This is a genomic window from Streptomyces sp. H51, from assembly GCF_035656535.1.
Classification (GTDB): Bacteria; Actinomycetota; Actinomycetes; order Streptomycetales; family Streptomycetaceae; genus Streptomyces.
This window is the reverse complement of record NZ_JAYMHD010000065.1, coordinates 38,912-64,508: the sequence shown is the minus strand read 5'-3', so window position 1 is coordinate 64,508 and position 25,597 is coordinate 38,912. Positions and strand designations below refer to the sequence as shown.

Annotated in this window: 20 protein-coding genes; 15 read left to right on the top strand and 5 right to left on the bottom strand. The window is 72.8% G+C overall.

Annotation, left to right across the window (positions count from 1 at the left end):
- The first annotated feature begins 164 nt into the window (after nt 1–164).
- From VKA29_RS22025 to nudC, 5 genes are all read left to right on the top strand, one after another.
- The gene (locus tag VKA29_RS22025; protein ID WP_324787622.1) at nt 165–551 is read left to right on the top strand and encodes an MGMT family protein; all 387 of its coding nucleotides are present in this window, start codon (nt 165–167) and stop codon (nt 549–551) included.
- Nucleotides 552–835: 284 nt separating this feature from the next.
- Entirely contained in the window at nt 836–4,372 is a 3,537-nt protein-coding gene (locus VKA29_RS22020; protein ID WP_324787621.1) for an ATP-dependent DNA helicase, read from the top strand.
- Nucleotides 4,373–4,512: 140 nt separating this feature from the next.
- On the top strand, nt 4,513–8,040 hold the full coding sequence (locus VKA29_RS22015) for an ATP-dependent DNA helicase (protein ID WP_324787620.1): 3,528 nt from the start codon (nt 4,513–4,515) through the stop codon (nt 8,038–8,040).
- A gap of 10 nt (nt 8,041–8,050) precedes the next feature.
- On the top strand, nt 8,051–9,463 hold the full coding sequence (locus VKA29_RS22010; RefSeq protein WP_324787619.1) for a dipeptidase: 1,413 nt from the start codon (nt 8,051–8,053) through the stop codon (nt 9,461–9,463).
- A 156-nt stretch (nt 9,464–9,619) separates the two neighbouring features.
- Nucleotides 9,620–10,564 carry an NAD(+) diphosphatase gene (gene nudC, locus VKA29_RS22005; protein WP_324787618.1) on the top strand — a complete coding sequence of 315 codons (945 nt, stop codon included), beginning with the start codon at nt 9,620–9,622 and terminating at the stop codon, nt 10,562–10,564.
- A gap of 175 nt (nt 10,565–10,739) precedes the next feature.
- Here the strand turns inward: nudC and VKA29_RS22000 are convergent, their stop codons facing one another.
- A complete protein-coding gene (locus VKA29_RS22000) occupies nt 10,740–10,982 on the bottom strand; it encodes a mycoredoxin (protein ID WP_086758502.1) in 243 nt (80 codons plus the stop codon).
- Nucleotides 10,983–11,164: 182 nt separating this feature from the next.
- Between VKA29_RS22000 and VKA29_RS21995 the strand changes: the two genes are divergently transcribed.
- The 5 genes from VKA29_RS21995 to VKA29_RS21975 all read left to right on the top strand — a co-directional run bounded on the left by VKA29_RS21995 (nt 11,165) and on the right by VKA29_RS21975 (nt 15,075).
- The gene (locus VKA29_RS21995) at nt 11,165–13,360 is read left to right on the top strand and encodes an ATP-dependent DNA helicase UvrD2 (RefSeq protein WP_324787617.1); all 2,196 of its coding nucleotides are present in this window, start codon (nt 11,165–11,167) and stop codon (nt 13,358–13,360) included.
- Between the two features lie 166 nt (nt 13,361–13,526).
- Entirely contained in the window at nt 13,527–13,847 is a 321-nt protein-coding gene (locus tag VKA29_RS21990; RefSeq protein WP_324787616.1) for a hypothetical protein, read from the top strand.
- Between the two features lie 176 nt (nt 13,848–14,023).
- Entirely contained in the window at nt 14,024–14,392 is a 369-nt protein-coding gene (locus tag VKA29_RS21985) for a WhiB family transcriptional regulator (protein ID WP_324787615.1), read from the top strand.
- Nucleotides 14,389–14,712, top strand: coding sequence for a hypothetical protein (locus tag VKA29_RS21980; protein WP_324787614.1), 324 nt, complete (start codon nt 14,389–14,391; stop codon nt 14,710–14,712). The genes VKA29_RS21985 and VKA29_RS21980 overlap by 4 nt, the downstream gene beginning before the upstream one ends.
- A 138-nt stretch (nt 14,713–14,850) precedes the next feature.
- Nucleotides 14,851–15,075, top strand: coding sequence for a hypothetical protein (locus VKA29_RS21975; protein WP_324787613.1), 225 nt, complete (start codon nt 14,851–14,853; stop codon nt 15,073–15,075).
- A 135-nt stretch (nt 15,076–15,210) separates the two neighbouring features.
- Here the strand turns inward: VKA29_RS21975 and VKA29_RS21970 are convergent, their stop codons facing one another.
- Together VKA29_RS21970 and VKA29_RS21965 are read right to left on the bottom strand one after the other, a co-directional pair.
- Nucleotides 15,211–16,581 (bottom strand): AarF/ABC1/UbiB kinase family protein, encoded by a 1,371-nt coding sequence (locus VKA29_RS21970; RefSeq protein WP_324787612.1) that lies wholly within the window; start codon nt 16,579–16,581, stop codon nt 15,211–15,213.
- Nucleotides 16,574–17,791, bottom strand: a complete 1,218-nt coding sequence (locus VKA29_RS21965; protein ID WP_324787634.1) for a TOMM precursor leader peptide-binding protein — start codon at nt 17,789–17,791, stop codon at nt 16,574–16,576. Before VKA29_RS21965 ends, VKA29_RS21970 begins: the two co-directional genes overlap by 8 nt.
- Before the next feature lie 421 nt (nt 17,792–18,212).
- On the opposite strand from VKA29_RS21965, the gene VKA29_RS21960 reads away from it, so the two are divergent.
- The 4 genes from VKA29_RS21960 to VKA29_RS21945 all read left to right on the top strand — a co-directional run bounded on the left by VKA29_RS21960 (nt 18,213) and on the right by VKA29_RS21945 (nt 22,140).
- The gene (locus tag VKA29_RS21960; RefSeq protein ID WP_324787611.1) at nt 18,213–18,809 is read left to right on the top strand and encodes a M48 family metallopeptidase; all 597 of its coding nucleotides are present in this window, start codon (nt 18,213–18,215) and stop codon (nt 18,807–18,809) included.
- 132 nt (nt 18,810–18,941) lie between these two features.
- On the top strand, nt 18,942–20,672 hold the full coding sequence (locus VKA29_RS21955) for a TerD family protein (RefSeq protein ID WP_324787610.1): 1,731 nt from the start codon (nt 18,942–18,944) through the stop codon (nt 20,670–20,672).
- A gap of 13 nt (nt 20,673–20,685) precedes the next feature.
- The gene (locus VKA29_RS21950; protein ID WP_324787609.1) at nt 20,686–21,366 is read left to right on the top strand and encodes an AIM24 family protein; all 681 of its coding nucleotides are present in this window, start codon (nt 20,686–20,688) and stop codon (nt 21,364–21,366) included.
- Nucleotides 21,367–21,384: 18 nt separating this feature from the next.
- Nucleotides 21,385–22,140 carry an AIM24 family protein gene (locus tag VKA29_RS21945; RefSeq protein WP_324787608.1) on the top strand — a complete coding sequence of 252 codons (756 nt, stop codon included), beginning with the start codon at nt 21,385–21,387 and terminating at the stop codon, nt 22,138–22,140.
- A 73-nt stretch (nt 22,141–22,213) separates the two neighbouring features.
- On the opposite strand, the gene VKA29_RS21940 is transcribed toward VKA29_RS21945, so the two are convergent.
- Both VKA29_RS21940 and VKA29_RS21935 read right to left on the bottom strand, forming a co-directional pair.
- Nucleotides 22,214–22,735: an NUDIX hydrolase gene (locus VKA29_RS21940; RefSeq protein WP_324787607.1), complete on the bottom strand. Its 522-nt coding sequence runs from the start codon at nt 22,733–22,735 to the stop codon at nt 22,214–22,216.
- Nucleotides 22,732–24,198, bottom strand: coding sequence for a zinc-dependent metalloprotease (locus tag VKA29_RS21935; protein WP_324787606.1), 1,467 nt, complete (start codon nt 24,196–24,198; stop codon nt 22,732–22,734). The genes VKA29_RS21940 and VKA29_RS21935 overlap by 4 nt, the downstream gene beginning before the upstream one ends.
- Nucleotides 24,199–24,389: 191 nt before the next feature.
- On the opposite strand from VKA29_RS21935, the gene VKA29_RS21930 reads away from it, so the two are divergent.
- Nucleotides 24,390–25,502: an SDR family oxidoreductase gene (locus VKA29_RS21930; RefSeq protein WP_324787605.1), complete on the top strand. Its 1,113-nt coding sequence runs from the start codon at nt 24,390–24,392 to the stop codon at nt 25,500–25,502.
- The last annotated feature ends 95 nt before the right edge of the window (nt 25,503–25,597 follow it).

Sequence of the window (25,597 nt, the reverse complement as noted above, 5' to 3'; positions counted from 1 at the left end):
ACCAGTCACCGCCCGCATGATGGTGGCATGCCCCGCCGACACACGGGGGCATCAGGGTGCAAACGCGGGGGCGCACAGTCTGCCGGACGCGCCTCCAGAGGGCGAGGGCTACGCACGGTCGCGAGCTCGTCGCACTGTCGGTGGGGTGGTGCAGGATGGGCCGGATGAGCGAGGAGAGCCTTTCCCCGGACGCCCGTGCGGAGCACGCCGAGGCGCTGCCGGACTATGCCGAACGGGTCCTCGAGGTGGCCGAGCTCATCCCGCCCGGACGCGTCATGACCTACGGGGACGTGGCCGAGTGGCTGGAGGAGGGAGGACCCCGCCAGGTGGGCCGGGCGATGGCCCTGTACGGAGGTGCCGTCCCGTGGTGGCGGGTCGTCCGCGCGGACGGCGTCCTGCTCCCGGGGCACGAACTGAGGGCGCTGGACCGCTACCGGGCCGAGGGCACACCGCTGCGGGAGGCGAACCGGGCCACGGAGGGCCACCTGCCGCGTCTCGACATGAGACGGGCGCGCTGGGACGGCGGCGAACGCACGGAAGGTCACACTTGACAGCTTCCGGCATCCGGCGGGTTCCGGTGTGACCTTTGCTCCGTACGGGGGAAGCGGGGCACGCTCGTGACATGACGTACGTTCGTGAGGTGAGGGGCATGGGTGCCATGAGCGCCATGAGTGCCGGGAGTGTCCAGAGCGCCTCGCGGGAAGAAGCGGAAGCCCTGCCTCCGCGCCGTCCGTCGGCGTAGCGTCGGCTGCGCGTGTCCCGCTCACCACCCGACCACCGCAGTGCACGCGCGGTGGTCCGACAACCAGTACGACCACCAGGACCGGCGAACCACGTGAGCTCCTCTTCCTCCACCAGGCACCTGCCGCATCCCCGGACGCGGCAGGGGAGCCGTGGCGCTTACCGACTGGTTCGTACCCCGCCGGTCCCGCCGGATCCCCCTCGTCTGGACGCGCCGCAGCGCGCCGTGGTTGACCACCGGACCGGTCCGTTGCTCGTCCTCGCAGGTCCGGGCACCGGCAAGACCACCACGCTCGTGGAGTCCGTGGCGGCGCGGATCGCCCGTGGCGGGGACCCGGGGCGCATCCTGGTGCTGACGTTCAGCCGCAAGGCCGCCGTCGAACTCCGCGACCGCATGGCGCTGCGCATAGGAGCGGCCCGCGCCCCGCAGGCGACCACGTTCCACTCGTTCTGCTACGCCCTGGTCCGCGCCCACCAGGACACCGATCTGTTCGTGGAACCGCTGCGCCTGCTGTCGGGCCCGGAGCAGGACGTGACCGTACGCGAACTGCTCGCCGGCCAGCTCGACCTGCAGCGCCTCGGCCTGGCGCACGTCCGCTGGCCGGACGAACTGCGCGCCTGCCTGACCACCCGCGGCTTCGCCGACGAGGTCCGCGCGGTCCTCGCACGCAGCCGCGAACTGGGCCTGGACCCCGGTGCCCTGGACTCCTTCGCCCGCCGCATCGGCCGCCCCGACTGGACCGCCGCGGCCGCGTTCCTCGCCGAGTACCTGGACGTGCTCGACATGCAGGGCGTCCTCGACTACGCCGAACTGGTCCACCGCGCGGTGCTGCTCGCCCACCGCCCCGGTGTCGCCGAGCGGCTGGCCGCGCAGTACGACGCCGTCTACGTGGACGAGTACCAGGACACCGACCCCGCCCAGGTACGGCTCCTGCGCGCCCTCGCCGGCGGTGGGCGCACCCTGGTCGCCTTCGGCGACCCCGACCAGTCGATCTACGCGTTCCGGGGCGCGGACGTGGGCGGCATCCTCCAGTTCCCGGCGGTCTTCCGACGCGTGGACGGCAGCCCGGCGCCCGTCGAGGTCCTGCGCACCTCCCGCCGCTCCGCGGCCGTCGTGCTCGCCGCGACCCGGCTGCTCACCCAGCGCATGCCACTGACCCGCCTCCCGGCCGACCGGATCCGCGCGCACCGCGAGCTCGTCCCGGTGCGCGACGGGGGCCGGGTCGAGGTCTACACGTACCCGACGCCCGGCACCGAGCTGGACAACGTCGCCGACATCCTGCGCCGGGCACACCTGGAGGACGGCGTCCCCTGGCGCGACATGGCGGTCCTGGTGCGCGCCGGTGCCCGTACGATCCCGGCGGTCCGCCGCGCCCTCACCGCCGCCGGCGTCCCCCTCGACATCGACGGCGACGACCTGCCGCTGCGGCACGAACCGGCGGTCGCCCCGCTGCTCACGGCACTGCGGGCGGTGGCGGAGGCGGAGGTGGGGCGCCGGCCCGGTGCCGGGGAGCCCGTATCCGGGGGGACCGTATCCGGGGGGACCGTATCCGGGGGGACCGTATCCGGGGGGACCGTATCCGGGGGGACCGTATCCGGGGAGCCCGTATCCGGGGAGCCCGGTGAGTACCCCGGTCCCGACAGTCCGGGAGCCGGGGAGTCCGGTTCCGAGAGCCTCGGACCTGGGGAGCCCGGTTCCGAGAGCCCCGGGCCCGGGCAGCCCGGAGCCCGGGAGAGCGGACCCGGGCCGGAGGCCTGCTGGCTCGGCACCGAGACCGCCCTCACCCTTCTCGCCTCCCCCCTCGCCGGCATGGACGCCGCCGACCTGCGCCGCCTCGGGCGCGCCCTGCGCGACGAGGAACGGGCCGCCGGCAACCCGCTGCCGCCCCCCTCGGACGAACTGCTCGCGCGGGCGCTGGCCGAACCCGAGCGCCTGGTCGCGCACGACCCCGCGTACGCGCGCGGCGCCCAGCGCCTCGGCGCGCTGCTGCGCACGGCCCGCGAACGCCTCGCGGGCGGCGGCACCGCCGAGGAGGCGCTGTGGGACCTGTGGCAGGGCACACCCTGGCCGGCGCGTCTGGAACGGGCGGCCCGGCGCGGCGGCGCGGCCGGCCGCAACGCCGACCGGGACCTCGACGCCGTGTGCGCGCTGTTCGCGACGGCCGCGCGCGCGGAGGAGCGCACGGGCGGCCGGGGCGCCCTGAACTTCCTGGAGGAGATCGAGGCCGAGGACATCGCCGCGGACACCCTCACCCGCCGCGCCGTGCGCCCCGACGCCGTGCGCCTGATGACCGCGCACCGCTCCAAGGGCCTGGAGTGGCGGCTCGTCGTCGTCGCCGGCGTCCAGGAGGGCCTGTGGCCCGACCTGCGCCGCCGCGGCTCCCTCCTGGAGGCCGACCGCATCGGACGCGACGGACTCGCCGAACCCCTGACCCCGGGGGCGCTGCTGGCCGAGGAACGCCGCCTGTTCTACGTCGCCGCCACGCGCGCGCGTGAACGCCTCGTCGTCACCGCCGTGAAGGCACCCGCCGACGACGGCGACCAGCCCTCCCGCTTCCTCACCGAACTCGGCGTCGAACCCGCGGATGTCACGGGCCGCCCGCGCCGCCCGCTGTCCGTCGCCGCGCTCGTCGCCGAACTGCGCGCCACCACGGTCGATCCGCACGTGTCGGACACCCTCAGACAGGCCGCCGCCCACCGGCTGGCCCGCCTCGCCGCGCTCGCCGACGAGGACGGCCGCCCGCTCGTCCCGTCCGCCCACCCCTACCGCTGGTGGGGCATGTTCGAGCCGACCGAGAGCAAGGTGCCGCTGCGCGACCGCGACGAGCCCGTCGTGCTCTCCGGCAGCGCCCTCGACCAGCTCGCCAACACCTGCGCCCTGCAGTGGTTCCTGGGCCGCGAGGTGAAGGCCGACGCCCCCGCCACCACCTCCCAGGGTTTCGGCAACGTGGTGCACGTGCTCGCCGACGAGGTGGCCTCCGGACACACCCCGGCCGACCTCGCCGTCCTCATGGAGCGCCTGGACTCCGTGTGGAACGCGCTCGCCTTCGACGCGCCGTGGAAGTCGGCGCAGGAGAAGGAGAACGCGCGCGTGGCGCTCGAACGGTTCCTGAAGTGGCACGTCATGGACCGCGCAAGCCGCACACCGGTGGCCAGCGAACACGATTTCGACGTCACCCTCGAAGCGGGCGAGTACGAGGTCCGCATCCGTGGCCAGATGGACCGCGTGGAGGCCGACGGAGAGGGCCGCGCGTACGTCGTCGACTTCAAGACCGGCAAACAGGCGCCGACCGCCCGCGAGGTGGAACGCCACCCCCAGCTCGCCGTCTATCAGCTCGCCGTCCGCGAGGGCGCCGTCGACGACGTCTTCGGCGGAGTGCGCCCGGAGCCGGGCGGGGCCGAACTGGTCCAGCTGCGCCAGGGCGCCGCCGGGCGCGACGGCGGAGAGACCCTGCCGAAGGTGCAGGCCCAGCAGCCCCTGGAGGGGGAGTGGGCCGGCGACCTGCTGGCCACCGCCGCCGGCAAGGTCCTCGACGAGCGGTTCACGCCGACCACCGGCCAGCACTGCACGCACTGCGCCTTCCGGGCTTCCTGCAGCGCCAGGTCCGAGGGACGGCACGTCGTGGAGTGACCCGGCCGGCGACCCGGCCCGGCGACACCGGGCCGGCGACCGGCGTGACATATCGCACCACACGTGCTGACCAGCGCTTCTCGGCCCACGAATGTCCGATCCCGCATCCACTGTCGGTGCCCGCCGCTAGCCTCTCTGACGTGCCGCCCCGTATCACCGACCCCGAGCAGCTCAAGCAGCTCCTCGGCATTCCGTTCACGCCGGAGCAGACGGCCTGCATCATCGCGCCGCCCGCCCCGCAGGTGATCGTGGCCGGAGCCGGGTCGGGCAAGACGACGGTGATGGCGGCGCGCGTGGTGTGGCTGGTCGGCACCGGCCAGGTCGCCCCCGAGCAGGTGCTCGGCCTGACGTTCACCAACAAGGCCGCCGGTGAACTCGCCGAACGCGTCCGCAAGGCCCTGATCAAGGCAGGCGTCACCGATCCGGACGTCATCGACCCGGACAACCCGCCCGGCGAGCCGGTGATCTCCACCTACCACGCCTTCGCGGGCCGCCTGCTGAGCGACCACGGCCTGCGCATCGGCCTCGAACCGACCGCCCGCCTCCTCGCCGACGCCACCCGCTACCAGCTGGCCGCGCGCGTGCTGCGCGAGGCCCCGGGACCCTATCCGGCGCTGACCCGTTCCTTCGCGGACCTGGTCAGCGACCTGCTCGCCCTCGACTCCGAACTCGCCGAACACCTGGTCCGCCCAGAAGACCTGCGCGGGTACGACACCGCACTGCTGCGCACGCTGGAGGGCATCCGGCTCAGCAACGCCGACCTGCGCAAGGTCCCCGAGGCGGCCGCGGCGCGCCGGGAACTCGCCGAGTTGGTGGTCCGCTACCGGGCCGCCAAGCGCGAACGCGACCTGCTCGACTTCGGCGACCAGATCGCCCTGTCCGCCCAGCTCGCCCGGAACGCCGACGTGGGCCGCATCCTGCGCGAGGAGTTCCGCGTGGTGCTGCTCGACGAGTACCAGGACACCTCGGTCGCCCAGCGTGTCCTCCTCGCCGGCCTCTTCGGCGGCGGCACCGGCCACCCGGTGACCGCCGTCGGCGACCCCTGCCAGGCGATCTACGGCTGGCGCGGCGCCTCCGTCGCCAACCTGGACGACTTCCCCGAGCACTTCGCCCACCCCGACGGCCGACCCGCCACCCGGCAGGCGCTCAGCGAGAACCGCCGCAGCGGCGGCCGCCTCCTCGACCTCGCCAACGGCCTCGCCGGGCCCCTGCGCGCCATGCACGCGGGCGTGGAGGCACTCCGCCCGGCACCCGGCGCCGAACGCGACGGCATCGTGCGCTGCGCCCTGCTGCCCACCCACGCCGAGGAGATCGAGTGGCTCGCCGACTCGATCGCGCACCTCGTCGACACCGGCAAGGCCCCCGGCGAGATCGCCGTCCTGTGCCGCACGGCGACCGACTTCGCCGAGATCCAGGGCGCCCTGGTCGCCCGGGACGTCCCCGTCGAGGTGGTCGGCCTGTCCGGGCTGCTGCACCTGCCCGAGATCGCCGACCTGGTCGCGGTCTGCGAAGTCCTCCAGGACCCCGGCGCCAACGCCTCGCTGGTCCGCCTGCTGACCGGCCCGCGCTGGCGCATCGGCCCGCGCGACCTCGCCCTCCTGGGCCGCCGCGCCCGCCGGCTCGTCGCGCACGCTCGTGTGGGCGACGACGCCGACCGGGACCGCAGGCTCGCCGAGGCCGTCGAGGGAGTCGACCCGTCCGAGGTGATCTCGCTCGCGGACGCCCTCGACACGTTCCTGGAGATGCCGCTCGACGCCGGGCGCGAGGACGACAGGCTGCCGTTCTCGCCGGACGCGCGCGTGCGGTTCGCCCGCCTGGCCGCCGAACTGCGCGACCTGCGCCGCTCCTTGGCCGACCCGCTGATGGACGTGCTGCACCGCGTCCTCGCCGTGACCGGCCTGGAGGTGGAACTGTCGGCGTCCCCGCACGCCCTGGCCGCCCGCCGCCGCGAGACCCTGTCGAACTTCCTGGACATCGCCGCCTCGTTCGCCGCGGGCGACGGCGAGGCCACCCTGCTGGCCTTCCTGGCCTTCCTGCGCACCGCCGCCCAGTACGAGAAGGGGCTCGACAACGCCCTTCCCGGCGGCGAGAACACCGTGAAGGTGCTCACCGCCCACAGGTCCAAGGGCCTGGAATGGGATGTCGTCGTTGTGCCCGGCCTGGTCAAGGGCACCTTCCCCAGCGCCCAGGGCCGCGAGAAGTGGACCGCTCAGGGCAAGGTGCTGCCCCACGAACTGCGCGGCGACGCCGACACCCTGCCCGACGTCGAGGCATGGGACGCGCGCGGCCTGAAGGCCTTCCACGAGGCCATGAAGGAGCACCAGCTCACCGAGGAACTCCGCCTCGGCTACGTCACCTTCACCCGTCCCCGCTCCCTGCTCCTCGGCTCCGGCCACTGGTGGGGCCCCAGCCAGAAGAAGCCACGCGGGCCGTCCGACTTCCTGCTGGCCCTCCACCACCACTGCGCGGCCGGTCACGGCGAGATCGAGGCCTGGGCGGACGAGCCGGCGGAGGACGAGGAGAACCCGGCCCTCCACCGGGCGAGCACCGACCAGGTGTGGCCGCTGCCGCTGGACGAGGCGGCCCTCGCCCGGCGCCGGGCGGCCGCCGAGACGGTACTCGGCCACCTGGACCGCCTCGCCTCCCACGCAACGGCCCAACCGTCCGCCACCCACGACCCGGACAGCCACCACGACCCCGAGTGGCCCCCACCGCCCGAGGACGACGAGCCGCCGTACCCGGAGGAGCCCCCCTTCCGGGAGGAGCCGCGGCCGGTGGAGGACCCGGCCGACTGGGACGCCTGGTCCACCGACCGCCCGACCGTCCCGCACCAGGCCGCGGCACCGGACGACACGCAACCCCCGATCGCCGCAACGGCGCACCCGGAGCGGCCCACCCGCGAATCCGCCCGCGTCCACCCCCGCCTCACCCCCGAGGAGGCCCGCACCATAGCCTCCTGGGACCGCGACCTGGAAGCCCTCACCGGAGAACTCCTGCGTGCCCGGGACGCCGTCACGGACGTGCCGCTGCCGGCGTCTCTCACCGCCTCCCAGGTGCTGCGCCTGGCCGCCGATCCGGACGGTTTCGCGCAGGAACTCGCGCGCCCCATGCCGCGCCCCCCGCAACCTGCCGCCCGCCGCGGCACCCGGTTCCACGCCTGGATGGAGGCCCGTTTCGAGGCACTGACCCTGCCCATGCTGGAGCCGGACGACCTGCCCGGCAGCGACGCGGAGATCGCCGACGAATGCGATCTGGAGTCCCTCAAGGCCGCCTTCGAGCGCACCGAGTACGCCCACCGCACCCCCTATCGGGTCGAGGCGCCCTTCCAGATCGTCATCGCCGGCCGCGTGATCCGGGGCCGTATCGACGCCGTCTACAAGAACGACGGCGGCGACCGGCCGACGTACGAGATCGTCGACTGGAAGACCAACCGTGCCCCCACCGCCGACCCGCTCCAACTCGCCCTGTACCGGCTCGCCTGGGCCGAGCAGCGAGGCGTCCCACCGGAGACCGTGGACGCCGTTTTCGTGTACGTCCGCAGCGGTGAGGTCGTGCGACCCGACGGCCTGCCCGGCCGGGCCGCGCTGGAGCGGCTGCTGCTGGAGGGACCGGCCGCGCAAGCGAACTGTGAGGAACCGCCCAACGAGGATGTCCCCGCGGGCCGATAGGGTCGTGACCATGAGCCAGCCCGTTGACAGTGCCGTCAGCGCCGTCCGTTCGTACATCGAGCAGCACCGCGCCGCCTTCCTCGACGACCTCGTGGAGTGGCTGCGCATCCCCTCCGTGTCGGCCCAGCCAGGCCACGCGTCCGACGTGCGACGCAGCGCCGAATGGCTGGCCGCCGCACTCGCGCGGACCGGCTTCCCGACCACGGAGGTCTGGGAGACACCGGGCGCTCCGGCGGTCTTCGCCGAGTGGCCCTCCGCCGACCCCGGGGCCCCCACCGTCCTGGTCTACGGCCACCACGACGTGCAGCCCGCCGCCCGCGAGGACGGCTGGGACAGCGAGCCCTTCGAACCCGTCGTCCGCGGCAACCGCCTCTACGCGCGCGGGGCGGCCGACGACAAGGGCCAGGTGTTCTTCCACACACTCGGTGTCCGCGCCCATCTCGCCGCCACCGGCCGCACCGCCCCTGCCGTCAACCTCAAGCTGCTGATCGAGGGTGAGGAAGAGTCGGGTTCCCCGCACTTCCGCGCCCTTCTCGAGCGGCACGCGGACCGGCTCACCGCCGACGCCGTGATCGTCTCCGACACCGGCATGTGGTCCGAGGACACCCCCACGGTGTGCACCGGCATGCGCGGCCTCGCCGAGTGCGAGATCCGGCTGTACGGCCCCGACCAGGACATCCACTCCGGCTCCTTCGGCGGCGCCGTCCCCAACCCGGCCACCGCGGCGGCCCGTCTGGTCGCCGCGCTGCACGACGAGCACGCACGCGTGGCGATCCCCGGGTTCTACGACGGCGTCGTCGAACTCACCGACCGTGAACGCGAACTCTTCGCCGAGCTGCCCTTCGACGAACAGCGGTGGCTGCGCACGGCCAAGTCGTACGCCACGCGCGGCGAGGCCGGACACACCACCCTGGAACGCATCTGGGCCCGCCCCACCGCCGAGGTCAACGGCATCGGCGGCGGCTACCAGGGACCCGGCAGCAAGACGGTCATCCCCTCCTCCGCGATGGTGAAGCTGTCCTTTCGCATCGTCGCGGGCCAGGAACCCGACCACATCGAGAAGGCCGTCCGCGTCTGGGCCGCCGAGCAGGTCCCCGACGGGATCCGGCACGAGATCACGTTCGGCGCCGCCACCCGCCCGTGCCTGACGCCGCTGGACCACCCCGTCCTGCAGTCCCTCGTCCGCGCGATGGCCCGCGCCTTCGAAACGCCCGTCCGCTTCACCCGCGAGGGCGGCTCCGGACCGGCCGCCGACCTCCAGGAGACGCTCGGCGCGCCGGTGCTTTTCCTGGGCATCTCCGTCCCCTCCGACGGCTGGCACGCGCCGAACGAGAAGGTCGAGCTCGACCTCCTCCTCAAGGGAGTCGAGACAGCCGCGTACCTGTGGGACGACCTCGCCGACAGCAGGCGCCGTGTGCCCTGAGCGTCCCGCGCCACCCGGAGCGGCACCCCCCGCGAGGCACACTGGAAGAGCCGCTCCGCACCGCCCGGTCCCCCGGGACCAGGGCGCCCCCTGCCCCACATCCCGCCGAACCGCCCGCCGAAACAATCCGTTCCATCGGGGGAGTTGCTAGCACCCGTGACCACCTGGACCGACCACACCGCCGACCGACCCATCTCGCTCACCGCCCCCAGCGGCATCGACCGGGCCGCCCACCACCGGCTCGACGAGGCCTGGCTGGCCGCGGCGTGGAGCCACCCCTCGACGCGCTGCTTCGTCGTCTCCGGCGGCCAGGTCCTGATCGACGAGACGCCGGACGGCCGGACCGAACTCGTCATGACCCCCTCTTTCGAGGCCCCCCTCACCGAGGCGCACCGCTACTTCCTGGGCACCGACACCGAAGGCGTCAGCTACTTCGCCCTCCAGAAGGACTCGCTGCCCGGACGCATCGACCAGTCAGCCCGGCCGGCGGGCCTGCGTGAGGCCGGGCTGCTGCTGTCGCCACGGGACGCCGGGCTGATGGTGCACGCGGTCGGCCTCGAGAACTGGCAGCGCACGCACCGCTTCTGCTCCCGCTGCGGCGAGCGCACGGTCATCGCCGCGGCCGGTCACATCCGCCGCTGCCCGGCCTGCGGCGGCGAGCACTACCCGCGCACCGACCCGGCGGTGATCATGGCCGTCACCGACGAAGAGGACCGCATCCTCCTCGGCCGTCAGGTCCACTGGCCCGAGGGACGCTTCTCGACACTCGCCGGCTTCGTCGAACCCGGGGAGTCCATCGAGCAGGCGGTGCGCCGCGAGGTGTTCGAGGAGGCCGGCATCGCCGTCGGCCCGGTCGAATACGTGGCCAGCCAGCCCTGGCCCTTCCCCTCCAGCCTGATGCTCGGCTTCATGGCCCGCGCGACCTCGACCGAGGTCGACGTCGACGGCGACGAGATCCACGAGGCCCGCTGGTTCTCCCGCGAGGAACTCCACGCGGCGTTCGAGTCCGGCGAGGTCCTCCCGCCGTACGGCATCTCCATCGCGGCCCGCCTGATCGAGCTCTGGTACGGCAAGCCGCTGCCGACACGGGGCTTCATCTGACGACGTCCGACACCGGCGTCGAGATCGGCTTCCGCTTCGGCGTCGATGGCGGCTTCGGTTTCGGTCTCGGCTTCGCCTTCGGCCGAGAGGACCCGCGTCCGCCGCAGCCCATGCCGACGAGAAGGCGGCTCCCGAGACACCTCGGGAGCCGCCTTCCACGCAGGGCACGAAACCCTTACGCGCCGATCTTCTGCTTCACCTGCGCCAGCGACGGGTTCGTCAGCGTCGAACCGTCCGGGAAGAGTACGGTCGGAACCGTCTGGTTCCCGCCGTTCGCCTTCTCCACGAACGCGGCGGACTCCGGGTCGTGCTCGATGTTGATCTCGTTGTACGTGATGCCCTCGCGGTCCATCTGGCTCTTCAGCCGGCGGCAGTAGCCGCACCACGTGGTGCTGTACATCGTCACAGTGCCCGGCATGTCTCTCGTGCTCCTCAGCTGCAGGGGATGAATGCTCGCAGGGGTGGAACGTAGGTGAAACGGCGACCATTCCCGCCCATGGCGCCTCACCGGACGTGATGCCTGCCGCATTCGTACGACTGTCGGACCGTGCCTGTGGACAACAGGCTCACCCGTCTCCGGCGACCTGGCAGCATGGCGGTGTGACAGCAGCAACGCACTCCACCCTCTTCCCGCAGGTACCGGACTCGGCCGACGCGGTGCTCGACGGGCTCGACCCCGAGCAGCGCGAGGTGGCCACCGCCCTGCACGGTCCGGTGTGCGTGCTGGCCGGCGCCGGCACGGGCAAGACACGGGCGATCACCCACCGCATCGCCTACGGAGTGCGCGCCGGCATCCTGCAGCCCTCCAGCGTGCTGGCCGTCACCTTCACCAACCGCGCCGCGGGCGAGATGCGAGGCCGGCTGCGCCAGCTCGGCGCGCACGGTGTCCAGGCCCGCACCTTCCACTCCGCCGCCCTGCGCCAGCTGCAGTACTTCTGGCCGAAAGCGATCGGCGGTTCCATGCCCCGGCTCGTCGACCGCAAGATCCAGCTCGTCGCCGACGCGGCCGCCGCCTGCCGTGTCCGCCTCGACCGCGGTGAGCTGCGGGACGTCACCGCGGAGATCGAGTGGTCCAAGGTCACCCAGACCGTCCCCGCCGACTACGCGCTCGCCGCCGCCAAGGCCGCCCGTGAGGTACCGCGCGACCCGGCGGAGGTCGCCCAGCTCTACTCCGCCTACGAGGACCTCAAACGGGAGCGGGCCGTCATCGACTTCGAGGACGTCCTGCTGCTGACCGTGGCCATCCTCCAGGACCGGCAAGACGTCGCCGAGCAGGTCCGCTCCCAGTACCAGCACTTCGTCGTCGACGAGTACCAGGACGTCAGCCCCCTCCAGCAGCGCCTGCTGGAACTGTGGCTCGGCGACCGGAACGACCTGTGCGTGGTGGGCGACGCCAGCCAGACCATCTACTCGTTCACCGGGGCGACCCCCGACCATCTCCTCGACTTCCGCACCCGCCACCCCGGCGCCACCGTCGTCAAGCTGATCCGCGACTACCGGTCCACGCCCCAGGTGGTCCACCTCGCCAACGGCCTGCTCGCCCAGGCCCGCGGCCGCGCGGCCGACCACCGCCTGGAGCTGGTCTCCCAGCGCGGGCCGGGCCCCGACCCGGTCTACGCCGAGTACACCGACGAACCCGCCGAGGCGGAGGGGGCCGCCCGCCGCATCCGCGACCTCCTCGACGCGGGCGTTCCCGCCAGCGAGATCGCTGTCCTGTTCCGCACGAACGCCCAGTCGGAGACCTACGAGCAGGCCCTCGCCGACGCCGGGATCCCCTACCAGCTGCGCGGTGCCGAGCGGTTCTTCGAGCGGCCCGAGGTCCGCAAGGCGAGCATCGCCCTGCGGGGCGCGGCCCGCTTCGGCGGCAACGACTCCCTCCTCGACGACACCGTGGACCTGCCCTCCCAGGTGCGTGCCGTGCTGTCCGGGGAGGGGTGGACGCCGCAGCCACCGGCCGGGTCCGGCGCCGTCAGGGAGCGCTGGGAATCCCTGGCCGCCCTCGTCAACCTCGCGCATGACTTCGCCGCCGCCCGACCTGGCGTCACCCTCGGCGACCTCGTCGCGGAGCTCGACGAGCGGATGAGCGCCCAGCACGCCCCGACCGTGCAGGGTGTCACCCTTGCCTCCCTGCACTCGGCCAAGGGCCTGGAGTGGGACGCCGTCTTCCTGGTCGGCGTCGCCGAGGGCATGATGCCGATCACCTACGCCAGGACCGACGAGCAGATCGAGGAGGAACGCCGCCTCCTCTACGTCGGCGTCACCCGCGCCCGGGAGCGCCTGTACGTCTCCTGGGCGCTCTCCCGCTCGCCCGGCGGCCGGCCGAACCGCCGCCCCAGCCGCTTCCTCGACGGACTGCGCCCCGGGTCCACGGCCGCCGTCGGCCGCTCGGCGGCAGGCGTCGCCGCGGGCGTCGAGCGTTCCACGACGCGCAGGGCCGACGCCGTGCCGCGGCGCACTCAGCGCACCCCGGCCCGCTGCCGGGTGTGCGGACGCACGCTCACCGACGCCGGTGAGATGAAGCTGATGCGCTGCGAGGACTGCCCCTCCGACATGGACGAGGGGCTCTACGAGCGGCTGCGCGGCTGGCGTGCCGTCCAGGCGCGGCGCAGCGGACAGCCCGCATTCTGCGTCTTCACCGACAAGACGCTGATGGCGATCGCCGAGACGGTGCCCGACGACGCGTACGAGCTGGCGCGGATTCCCGGGGTCGGCCGACGCAAGCTGGACCGTTACGGGGCCGAAGTTCTGGCCATCTGCGCCGGTCAAGACCTCGCGGAGGACGACGACGAGGACTGATTCGAACTCGTCGGAAAAATAGTTTGCGCATGCCCCAGCGATCCCCATAGGTTCTTAGCCACGGGGACGGAGGCCTTCTCGTAGGCCCTGATTCCGTGATGTACTTGCATATCCGTAGGACTGGATCACCCCCAGTCCCCCGAGACGCCGAGAGGAGGCGAGTCCAGTGATCAACATCAACGCCGGTTCCATCAGCACCGTCAAATTGACCGATCGCTCGGTCGTCGCCTCCCTGTGCATGCTCGGCGCCTCGGACCAGGGCACCGGTCTGTCCGGCATTCCTGCCGTGCGTCCGGCGTCCTCCGTGTCTCTCGCGGGTCTTCCCGTTCGTGAGCGCGATGAGCGACCGACCAAGGCACTGGAAGCAGTAGCGGCACAGGCACACGCCTATGCCTTTACGGCAGCCGGTGCCGGAAGCCGGAAGCAGACGCAGCACCACCTGATGTGGGCCTTCCGTGGGCCAGAACCCTGGAGTGATCCAGCCTGATCGCCGATCAGGCCGGCGCCTTCAGGGCCGCGGAACCCCACCCGGGATCCGCGGCCCTTCTGTTTTCCCTCAAGCGGGACGACGGAGCCGAAGGGGCCTCGGGACAAGAAAAGAACCCGGTACCAGCCGCCACCCGGCCCAACAGGGCCGGAACGACCAGACGAGGAAGACGAACCGTGCAACTCGAAGCGCACGCCCCGTCCGTACCGCCTTCCGAAACGATCCCCCCGCCCGGCCTCACGGAGGACTCCGCCTTGACCCCGCTCACCGCGCTCACCGCGCTCGACGACGCCATCGAGAACCTCGGCGTACCCGTCCCCTGCCGTTCCTACGACCCGGAGGTCTTCTTCGCCGAGTCGCCGGCGGACGTCGAGTACGCCAAGTCCCTCTGCCGCACCTGCCCGCTGATCGAGGCCTGCCTCGCCGGCGCCAAAGAGCGGCGTGAGCCCTGGGGCGTCTGGGGTGGCGAGCTGTTCGTGCAGGGTGTCGTCGTCGCCCGGAAGCGGCCGCGTGGCCGCCCGCGCAAGAACCCGGTCACGGCATGAACACCACAGGAACGATCGACCATCCCCTCACGCACGACCCCAAGAAGCAGGCCCCGATGAAGCCGTCCACCACCGAGCCCGCAGGCTCCGCGATCGAAGATTTCACCACCACCGGCGCGACCGACTCGCGTCAGAACAGGACCCGAGAGATGCAACTCATCCAAGAAGCCCTGGCTCGTGCGCATATGCACGACCGGCTGGACGAGGCGGAGCGGGAACGCCGGGCCGTGCGCCTGGCGGCCGCCCGCCGGATGCAGCGCCGGGCCGAGCGCGCCTCGCTGCGCGCCCGCCGGGCGCTCGCCATGGCGGTCATGCAGTGACCCGCCTCGTCTGAAGCTTGCCTCCGCGCCCGGAGATGCGGGAGTTCCCCGCGGGGGCCGGTCCGTTCGGACGGACCGGCCCCCGCGGTGCTGTGTCCGCGGTATCCGGTACGCCGACGGCGGCGTTATCGTCGCCGGGTGACGAGTCCTTCCGGAGGCAGTGACGACGACGGCTCCCCTGGCGCGGACTCCCCTGAGGAGCCGGGTGACCTGGTGTGCGCCCGCTGTGGCACTCGGGCCGACGCCCCGCAGCTCACCTGGACGTGCTCGCTGGAGAACGGCGTCCGCCAGTACATCTGCGACGCCTGCTCCCGGGAGAACCTCAGAGCCATCGAAGGCAGGCTGGACTCCGCCTGGTGGTGAGCCGGGAACACCAGAACCGGGGAGACCAGGACCGTGCAGGCCAGGACCGTGCAGGCCAGGACCGTGCAGGCCAGGGCCGGGGAGGCCGGAACCGGGCTGCCGGGATCAGGACTCCTGGCGTTCCGGGCCGTGGCTTCACGCCTCCGCAGCCGCCTCCTCCTCGTCCAGGTCGTCGTCGGGCAGGAATCCCGGCAGCCATTCCTCCAGCTCGTCCCGCAGCCGCACGGTCGACCCCAGCTGACACAGGACGCCGATCGTGCTGAGCGTCACCCGGTGGATCAGGAGATAGGCCGGGGGCAGGTTGAGCTGCTTGCCGAGCTGGTGGGCGGGGGAGCGGGGGTCCGCGATGCGGGCCGCCTGGCTGCGCATCCAGCCGCGGGTGAAGGTGAACTCGTCGACCCGGGCGGGTTCGATGATCGGCAGGAGGTAGTCGAGGACGGCCGCGGGGTCCAGCTCTATCGAGTCCTTGACGAAACCCTCCGCGCAGAGCAGTTCGTAGACGGCCTCCGCCTCGCCGTCGAGGGTCATACGCAGGGAGTCCCCGATCGGCGTCGGCAGGCCGCCCGGGAGACGGTCGACCGTGCCGAAGTCCAGGACGCCCAGTCGCCAGTCGCCCTCGCCGGAGGGATCGCCGGGCAGCAGGCGGAAGTTGCCCGGATGCGGGTCGGCGTGCAGAAGACCGGTGCGCGCCGGACCCGAGAACAGGAAGCGGGCCAGGAGCTGGCCGGCGCGGTCGCGTTGTTCCTGGGTGCCCTCCGAGATGATCTCCGACAGCGGGATGCCGTCGATCCATTCGGTGATCAGTACCTGTTCGGACTGGTGGACCACGCCGGGGACCACGACGTCCGGGTCGTCCGCGAACTCGACGGCGTGGACCTGCTGCGCCTGGGACTCCAGGCCGTAGTCCAGCTCCTCCGAGACACGGTCCCTGAGTTCCGTGATCAGCGGCTTGATGTCCATACCGGGGACGAGGGGGCCCAGGAGACGGGCGAAACGGCTCAGCTGGTTCAGGTCGGACAGCAGGGCCTCTCCCGCGCCCGGGTACTGCACCTTGACCGCCACCTCGCGGCCGTCGTGCCACACCGCCCGGTGCACCTGCCCGATCGAGGCGGCGGCGGAGGGCTTGTCCTCGAACTCCTGGAACAGGTCGCGCCAGTTCTCACCGAGACGTTCGTCGAGCACCGTGTGCACGGTGCGGGTCGGCATCGGGGGCGCGGCCTCCTGCAGCTTCGTCAGCGCCGCCCGGTAGGGGCCGGCGACCTCCTCGGGCAGCGCGGACTCGAACACGGACAGCGCCTGGCCGAACTTCATCGCGCCGCCCTTCAGCTCGCCGAGCACCTTGAACAGCTGCTCGGCGGTGCGCTGCTGCAGCTCGCGGCCGACCAGCTCGGCGGACTCGCCGACTATCCGCTTACCGAGTCCCCAGGTCGCCCGCCCGGCGAAGCCGAGCGGGAGCGCGGCGAGCTTGGCGGTCCGGGTGACCGCCTTGCGGGGAAGATCAGACATGCGCCCTCCAAGTCCCAGCCGGCCGCGCCGCGTCCGCCTCACGGCGTGACTCCTCCGACGACCGTTGCCCCGCCATTGTCTCGTGAGACTCCTCGTCCTTGGAGATGTGTTCTCCCTTACCTTTCTGCGCGGCCCCGCACCGGCATGCCGGGTGCGCCCGGATCCGCCGTCCGTGCCAGCTCAGGTCGGTCAGGGAGACCTCCCAGCGTACGTCGGCGCTGGACGGGACCCGGCCGGTGAGGAAGGCGAGGGCGTGCGCGGCCGCGAGGCCGGCGACCGATGACGCCAGTGTCAGGTCACAGGGCCGCACCTGCCGGGAGCGCCCCGGTCCCGAGCGCCACTGCGCGACCAGCCGGGGCCAGACCGGGTCCCGGTCCGCGCGCCGCTGGTCCAGGCAGCCGGCGCAGGCGGTCTCACCGGGAAGCACGAGGGGCCCCACGACACCGGTCCCTTCCACCACACCGGCGTACAGGTGCGGTGTGCCCGAGGAGACGAGAGGGTCGGCGGTGGCCGGGTCGGGCGCGTGGACGGCGACGTCGTCCCGCGGCGCCAGGATCACCAGGGAGAAGCCGGGCTCGCCGGAGCCGGTGGGGGAGGGGCGGCCGCGGCGCGGGCGGCCGGGCGCGCACCGGCGTACCGCCTGCCGCGCCGCCTCGTCCCTTCGGTCGCCGATGGAGTCGGCGGGCAGCCCGCCCGGAGCGACGTCCCACGGTTCGACCCGGCCGGTGTCCCGCACGTCGACCTCGCCGATGCCCGCGCCCGCCAGCAGGCAGGCGATGAGCGCACCGACCCGGCCGGCGCCCCGGACCTGCACCCGCAGTGAGCCGCGGGCGGCCACGCGTCCGATCGCGTCGCCGGGAGCGGAGGTGACCAGGGACATCGACGCCAGGTCCGGGCGCAGCCGGTCGAGGACCGGCTTACTGGCGCGCAGGACGTCGGCGGCGGGGCCGCCTCCCTTGGCGTCGTCCAGGAGGCCGGCTCGTGACAGCCGGTCCACCAGGGCGTCGACGTGGCCGTCGGGCAGGTCCATGCGGCGGCCCTCCTCGCGCAGGAGCGGCATGCCGCGGGTGCCGTCGAGGAGGTCGAGGAAGCTGCCCGTCGCCGTGTCCATCGGGCCCAGCGTCATCGCGTGTGCCGGGGTCATCCCGAACTGCACGGTGTTCAGATCGCGCCAGCCGCGCCTGAGCGCGGGTTTCACGAGAGGTACCAGGGAAGCCGGCTCAGGGGGAGAGCCGAGCGCCTCCGTCGCGTCCACCGCGTCCATCTCGTCCATCTCGTCCACCGCAGCCGTCGCCCCGACCGCCCCCACCGCCCCCACCGCCTCCACCGAGGTCATCGCGGTCATCGGCGTCCTCCGCCGCGTCGGATCCCTTCCGTCGGTCAGCTGCATGACAGGCCCCCGTAGCCCTCGAAGAACATCCAGAACATTCCCGTCCGCCGGTGGAGCCCGGTCGGTGGTGGCCGACCGGGCTCCACCGGCGAGAGCCAGCATGCCCGGCCTGGCCGGCGGGTGCCGAAAGTTGTCCACAGGCGGTGGGTATTCGTCGTACGAATCAGACGCTCGGTGGGTGTCGGCAGCGAACCGTCGCGGAGTCAGGACTTCCCCCGCGCGCAGCGGGTACCGTCAGGGCGTGCCCGCCGACCCACTGCACCGCGCCGGAACACCACAGCGCAGCACGACGAGCCAGCCGCCGAACGGCTCGGGGGCGAGCGCGATCGAGGTCCGCAGGAGCGACCGTCGCCGCAGAACGGTCTCCGCGTACCGCGAGGGCGATCGCACCGTCGTGCTCATCCCCGCCCGGATGTCCGAGGCGGAGGAGCAGCGCTGGGTGAGCGTCATGCTCGACAAACTGGCCGCGCAGGAGAGCAAGCGGGTCCTCGGCGACGACGCGCTGGCCGAGCGCGCCGCACGACTGTCGGAGCAGTACCTCGGCGGGCGGGCACGGCCCGCGTCGGTGCGCTGGGTGACCAACCAGAACACCCGCTGGGGCTCGTGCACCCCGGCCGAGGGCAGTATCCGCCTCTCCCACCGGCTGCAGGGCATGCCCGAGTACGTCCTCGACTACGTCCTCGTCCACGAGCTGGCTCATCTGCTGGTGCCGGGGCACGGGCCGCGCTTCTGGCGGCTGCTGGAGGCGTATCCGCGCACCGAGCGGGCCCGCGGCTACCTCGAAGGGGTGGCCGCCGCCGGCCGGCTGCCGCACCCGCCGGGCGATCACGGGGAGTGACGGCCGTCACGGGTACCTCGGCGGGGGTGCTGCGGTTGTGTACCGGGTGTGTACCGACCTCCTCCGATGTCCGAGTTTGCCGTTAGCCTGGCGCGACGCACTCGCATTCGGGATGGGGGACGGTCGTTACGCATGGCCAGGGAATTCCAACGCGGCCACAAGGCCAGGATCAGTGACCTCACCGCGGGCACCGATCTGTACGTAGGCGTGCAGATCGCCGCCCCGGGGCTGGTCTTCGACATCAGCTGCTTCGGTCTCGACGCCGGCGAACGGCTCTCCGACGACCGTTACTTCATCTTCTTCAACCAGCCCAAGTCCCCCGAGGAGTCCATCCAGCTCCTGGGCGCCCAAGCGGGCGACACGGAGTCCTTCCGGGTCACCCTCGACAGGATCCCGCAGCAGATCCAGAAGCTGTCCTTCACCGCGACGATCGACGGCGCCGGGCAGATGTCGCAGATCGGCCCCGGATACATCCGCATCGTCGCGGGCGGCGAGGAGGTGGCCCGGTACTCCTTCAACGGCTCCGAGTTCTCCACCGAACGCGCCGTGATGCTGGGCGACCTCTACCTGAAGGACGTGTGGCGGTTCGCCGCCGTCGGGCAGGGCTTCGACGGCGGCCTGGAGGCGCTGCTGAAGAACTTCGGCGGCGAGGTGCTGGAGGAGGAGGCCCCCGCGGCTCCCGCGGCTCCCGCCGCTCCCGCGGCCCCGCAGCAGCCGCAGGCCGCCGCCGCCCCGAGCTTCGCACCGCCCGCATTCGCCGCCCCGTCGGCCCCGGCGCCCGCCCCGGCCCCGGCGCCCGCGCCCGCCGCCCAGGGCTTCGCGCCGCCGCCCCCGGGTTCCACTCCGCCCCCGGCCCCGGCCCCGGCGCCGATGCCGTCGGTGCACGCGGCGCCCACCATCGTCGGGCCCCTCACCCCGCCGGGCGGCTCCCCGGTCCCGCCCCCGGCGCCCGCTCCCTACGGCCAGCCGCCGCACCAGCAGCCGTACGGCCAGCCCCCGGCTCCCGGACCGGCCGCACCACCGCCGCCGCCCGGCTACGGCCAGCCCCCGATGCCCCAGGCACCGCACGCTCCGCAGGCGCCCACCCCGCCGCCCGGCTACGGCCAGCCGCCGCAGCCTCCGGGCTACGGCCAGCAGCCCCCGTTCGGCCAGGCGCCGGGCCCGCAGGCGCCCTACGGTGCTCCGCAGGGCGTGCCGCAGGCCCCAGGTGTGACCGCCGCCCTGTCGCAGTACAAGGAGACGCCGACCGGGCAGCGCTGGACGCAGCAGAACCAGAAGCTCATCCGCGTCGACCTCGGCATCGGCGGGCAGCCGGTGCTGGCCCGGCAGGGCAGCATGGTGCTCTACCAGGGCAAGGTCGACTTCAGTTACAAGGGCGCGGGCTTCGCCGGCCGGCTCGTCGGCAACGCGACCGGCCAGGAGATGCAGCTGATGCGCTGCACCGGCCAGGGCCAGGTCTTCCTCGCCGAGGACTCCACCCACCTGCACCCGGTCGAGCTCCAGGGCGACGCCATCTGCGTCTCCGCCGAGAACGTCCTCGCCTTCGACGAGAGCCTCCAGTACGAGGTACGCCGCATCGAGGGCCACGGCATCCCCGGCGGCGCGCTGTTCACGATGCAGTTCCAGGGCACCGGCACGATCGTCGTCAAGACGCACGGCACGCCGGTCGTGCTCCCCGTCACGCCCACCACCTTCGCCGACGCCAACGCCGTCGTCGCGTGGTCGGCGGCCGCCCAGGTGATCGTCTCCAGCCAGGTCCGGATGCGCCGCAACGCCTACCCCGGGGCCACCGGAGAGAGCGTCAACCTCCAGTTCCGGGCCGCGCCCGGCAACTTCGTCGTCGTCCAGCCGTACGAGATCTGAGGGAGAGCCCGTCATGAACCAGCCGCTCGCGGGCTACGCTCCCGCACCCGTCACGGCCCGCATGGAGAACCACGGCAACCACATGCTGAAGGTCGCCATGCAGACCGGGAACGACCTCCTCGCGCGCGTGGGGTCGATGGTCGCCTACGAAGGCTTCATCCAGTACGAGCCCAACCCGCCGGCCGTGCGGCAGATCGCCCGCGACTGGGTCACCGGCGAGGGCGCGCCGCTGATGAAGTGCTCCGGCGACGGCCTGCTCTACCTCGCCGACTACGGCGCCGACGTCGTCGTCATCAACCTCAACGGCGACGGGATCTCCGTCAACGCCACGAACCTGCTCGCCTTCGACGCGCACCTGCAGTGGGGCGTGGAGCGGGTCAAGGGCCTGGCGAAGTTCGCCGGTCAGGGCCTGTGGAACACCAAGATCTCGGGGCAGGGCTGGGTGGCGCTGACCTCCCGGGGCAAGCCGATCGTCGTCGACTGCGGCGGTGGCGAGGACGAGACGTACGTCGACCCCGACGCGCTCGTCGCCTGGTCCCCGAACCTCAAGGTGAAGGGCAAGCGCAGCTTCAAGGCGCAGTCGCTGATCGGCCGCGGCAGCGGCGAGGCCTACCAGATGGCCTTCTCCGGTCAGGGCATCGTCGTCGTCCAGCCCAGCGAGGACAGCACCGACCGTCTCCGGTTCCGGGGCTGAGGGGGAGCCAGAACAACCATGCAGAGCTCGCTTTTCGCCTACAACGACTCGCAGACCCAGGACCGCTGGAGCCTGCAGAACAACCAGATGCTGCGCGTCACCCTGGAAGGCCAGGACGACGTCCTCGCCCGCAAGGGCACGATGGTCGCCTACCAGGGCCTCGTCGAGTTCGACGCGGAGTACCGGAGCAACCAGCAGGCACGCGCGCGTGCGCGCACCGGCGAGGGTCTGGACCTGATGCGCTGCCACGGTCAGGGCACGGTCTACCTCGCCAACCTCGCCCAGTACGTCCACCTGATGGAGGTGGAGCAGGACGGGCTGACCGTCGACAGCAGCTATGTGCTGGCGATGGACTCCTCGTTGCACCACGAGGTCATCGCCGTCGACAGCCAGTACGGCATCTCCGGTTCCGGCAAGTACCAGCTCAACATCACCGGCCGCGGCAAGGTCGCCCTGATGACTTCGGGCGCGCCCCTGCTGATGCAGGTCACGCCGGACAAGTACGTCAACTGCGACGCCGACGCCATCGTCGCCTGGTCGACGAGCCTGCGGGTGCAGATGCAGGCGCAGACGCACTCCTCCGGGGTGTTCCGCCGCCGGGGCAACACCGGTGAGGGCTGGGAGCTCAGCTTCATGGGCTCCGGCTTCGCGCTCGTCCAGCCCAGCGAACTGCTGCCGCCGCAGAACGCCCAGATCGGCCAGGGCATCGCCGCCCAGTACGGCATGGGACAGCACGGCGTGCGCAACCAGAACCAGGGCAACGCCTGGAGCTGACCGTGGTCAGGGCGGGTGAGGGGGTGACCGCCACCGGCGGCCACCCCCTCACCTCGTCAGCCCCCCGCACCCGTCACAGCCTCGCGAGCGTGGCCTCCAGCAGGCGCAGGACCGAGGCGTCGGCCACGCCCGCCACGTCGTCGTAGGCGAACCAGCGCACGTCCAGCGACTCTTCGCTGACGGTGTGCCGCGCGTCCGCGGGCGCCAGCACCGCGTACTGGACGTCGTAGTGGCAGTGGCACGGTGGCGGGATCGGGTGCCGGTCCAGGCGCACCGGGCCGCCCGGCAGCGGCGTCAGCCCCGCGATGCCCGACTCCTCCGTGGCCTCGCGCAGCGCCGCCGCCTCCAGCGAGGTGTCCGCCGGCTCGCAGTGACCGCCCGTCTGCAGCCACATCCGCAGCTTCCTGTGCAGCGTCAGCAGCACCCGGCCGCGTGACGGGTCGACCACCAGGGCGCTCGCCGTGACGTGCCCCGCCGTGCAGGCCTTCCACACGCCGTCGGAATGCGCCGCGAGGTGGTCGAGGTAGGCCTGGCGCAGCTCTCCCTGGCCCTCGTACCCCTTCAGGACGAGGACCGCGTCGTCGTACAGGCTCACTCGGTGCCGTCGTCCTCCGTGTCGCCCGCGTCGCCCTTCTTGTGCAGGTCGGGCTTGTGCAGGTCGGGCTTCTCCGCCGCCTCGCCGAGCATCTTGTCGAGCTCGGAGAAGTCGATCTGCTCCCGGTGCACGAAGCCGTCCGGGTCGTCCAGGTCGGAGGCCGTCGGCAGCATGTCGGGATGGGCCCACAGTCCGTCGCGGCCGTCCACGCCGCGCGCGTCCGTGAGCGAGGCCCACAGGCGGGAGGCGTCACGCAGACGGCGGGGGCGCAGTTCCAGACCGATCAGCGTGGCGAACGTCTGCTCGGCGGGACCGCCGGAGGCACGGCGGCGGCGCAGGGTCTCGCGCAGCGCGTCCGCGGACGCCAGACGCGGCTTCGCGGCCGCGTGGACCACCGCGTCGACCCAGCCCTCGACGAGGGCCAGCGCCGTCTCCAGACGGGCCAGGGCGGCCTTCTGCTCCGGCGTGTCCTCCGGCTGGAACATGCCCTGCTGCAGCGCGTCCTGCAACTGCTCGGGGTTCTGCGGGTCGAACTGACCGACCACGTCCTCCAGCTTCGCGGTGTCGACCTTGATCCCGCGCGCGTACCCGTCGACGGCGCCGAAGAGGTGCGAACGCAGCCACGGCACATGGGCGAAGAGACGCTGGTGGGCGGCCTCGCGCAGGGCCAGGTACAGGCGCACCTCCTCCTTCGGCACGCCCAGGTCCTTGCCGAACGCCTCGATGTTCACCGGCAGCAGCGCGGCCTTGCCGACCGGGCCGAGCGGGAGACCGATGTCGGTGGAGCCGACGACCTCGCCCGCGAGCACCCCGACGGCCTGCCCGATCTGGGTGCCGAACATCGCGCCGCCCATGGAGCGCATCATGCCGATCAGCGGGCCGGCCATGGCCTGCATCTCCTCCGGCAGGACGTCGCCCATCGCCGCGCCGACGCGCTCGGCGACCGGGTCGACGAGCTCCTGCCAGGCGGGCAGCGTGGCCTCCACCCACTCCGCGCGGGACCAGGCCACCGCGGAGCCGGCGCCCGAGGGCAGCGAGGTGACGTCGTCGAGCCACAGGTCGGCCAGCCGGACGGCCTCCTGGACCGCGGTGCGCTCGGCGGGACCGATGCTGGAGTCCTTCGAACCGTCCGCCGCGCCCTGGGAGACGGTCTGGCGGGCGATCTGCTTGGCCATGTCCCAGTTCACCGGGCCGCCCTCGTAGGAGAGCATCTGGCCCAGCTGCTGGAAGGCGGCGCCCAGGTCGGTGGGGTTCAGCGAACCGAACATGGCAGCGAGCGGATTGTCCGCACCGGGGCCACCGGGGCCACCGGGGCCGCCGAAGCCCCCGGCGCCGGGCAGCCCGAAACCGAACGGGTTGGCCGGGCCCTGACCACCGCCGCTCTCCTGGTCCTTCTTCTTGCCCTCGTCGCCGTCTTCCGGCTCCTCCGGCGGAAGGCCGAATCCGAATGGGGTGTCACTCACGGGATTCCTCGGCTGGTAAGGCCGCCGGTTGTCCCGACGGCGCGACTGCCCGATAACACCACCCAGCGTAGACACCCCGAGCCGTTCGGGCCTCGGTGCTTCGCCGACTGTCAGCCTGCGGCAGGATGGATGCCACCTGGTACGGACGCGTCACTCGCACCCGTACTGAAGACAACCGCTGGAGACGCCCGGTGAGTTCCCCAGATCCGCAGGTTCGCGCAGCGCGAAACCGGTCAACCAGTCCCGCGACACGCGGGCCCGTCGTCGCGGTCACCGGCGCCGCGTCGGGGGTGGGCGCGCTGCTCACCGAGAGGCTCGCCGCGTCCGGTGAGATCAGGCAGGTCATCGCCATCGACGAACGGCGCGGCGAGTGCGCGGCGGCGCAGTGGCACATCCTCGACGTGCGGGACCCGGCCATCGCCGAGAAGCTGCGCGGGGCCGACGTGGTGGTGCACCTGGCCCTGGACCTGAATCTGGAGACCGACTCGGCGGCCCGTTCGGCCTACAACGTCCGCGGGACGCAGACCGTCCTGACGGCCGCCGCGGCCGCCGGGGTCCACCGCGTCGTGCTGTGCACCTCGGCGATGGTCTACGGGGCGCTGCCGGACAACGAACTGCCGCTGTCGGAGGACGCGGAGCTGCGGGCGACGGCGGAGGCCACCGGGGTGGGGGACCTGCTGGAGATCGAGCGGCTGGCACGCCGCGCCCCCCGGGCCCACCCGGGGCTCAACGTCACCGTGGTACGCCCCGCCGTGCTGGTGGGCGGCACGGACACCGCGCTGACCAGGTACTTCGAGTCGCCCCGACTGCTCGTCGTCGCCGGGTCGCGGCCCGCGTGGCAGTTCTGCCACGTCGAGGACCTCTGCGGGGCGCTGGAGTACGCCGTTCTGGAGAAGGTGGAGGGGGAGCTCGCCGTCGGCTGCGAGGGCTGGCTGGAGCAGGAGGAGGTCGAGGAACTCAGTGGCATCCGGCGCATGGAACTGCCGTCCGCGGTCGCGCTGGGGGCGGCGGCCCGGCTGCACCGCATCGGCCTGACGCCGTCCCCGGCCGGAGACCTCGCGTACACGATGTACCCCTGGGTGGTGAGCGGCAGCAGGCTCCACGACGCGGGGTGGCGGCCGCGGTGGACCAACGAGGAGGTGCTCGCGCAGCTCCTGGAGGAGGTCTCCGGGAGGCACACCGTCGCCGGCCGGCGGCTGGGGCGCAAGGACGCCACGGCGGCCGGGGCCGCGGGCGCGACGGTGGCGCTGCTCGGCGCGGCGGCGGTGGTGCGGCGGGCGCGCAAGGCGCGACGGCGCATCTGAGCGACCGGTGCCGGCGTCCGCGTCGGCCGGTGCCGCGTCCGCCTCGGCCGGTGCCGGCGTCCGCCGTGGCGGGTGTCCGCCGGAGTCGTGAGGTC

What these genes read in the sequence shown, in the direction of transcription:
- VKA29_RS22000 (WP_086758502.1), bottom strand. Translation starts at nt 10,982, where the DNA reads ATGCCGGGCACTGTGACGATGTACAGCACCACGTGGTGCGGCTACTGC.
- VKA29_RS21945 (WP_324787608.1), top strand. Translation starts at nt 21,385, where the DNA reads ATGCAGAGCTCGCTTTTCGCCTACAACGACTCGCAGACCCAGGACCGC.
- VKA29_RS21970 (WP_324787612.1), bottom strand. Translation starts at nt 16,581, where the DNA reads ATGTCTGATCTTCCCCGCAAGGCGGTCACCCGGACCGCCAAGCTCGCC.
- VKA29_RS21950 (WP_324787609.1), top strand. Translation starts at nt 20,686, where the DNA reads ATGAACCAGCCGCTCGCGGGCTACGCTCCCGCACCCGTCACGGCCCGC.
- VKA29_RS21980 (WP_324787614.1), top strand. Translation starts at nt 14,389, where the DNA reads ATGAACACCACAGGAACGATCGACCATCCCCTCACGCACGACCCCAAG.
- VKA29_RS22025 (WP_324787622.1), top strand. Translation starts at nt 165, where the DNA reads ATGAGCGAGGAGAGCCTTTCCCCGGACGCCCGTGCGGAGCACGCCGAG.
- VKA29_RS22010 (WP_324787619.1), top strand. Translation starts at nt 8,051, where the DNA reads ATGAGCCAGCCCGTTGACAGTGCCGTCAGCGCCGTCCGTTCGTACATC.
- VKA29_RS21955 (WP_324787610.1), top strand. Translation starts at nt 18,942, where the DNA reads ATGGCCAGGGAATTCCAACGCGGCCACAAGGCCAGGATCAGTGACCTC.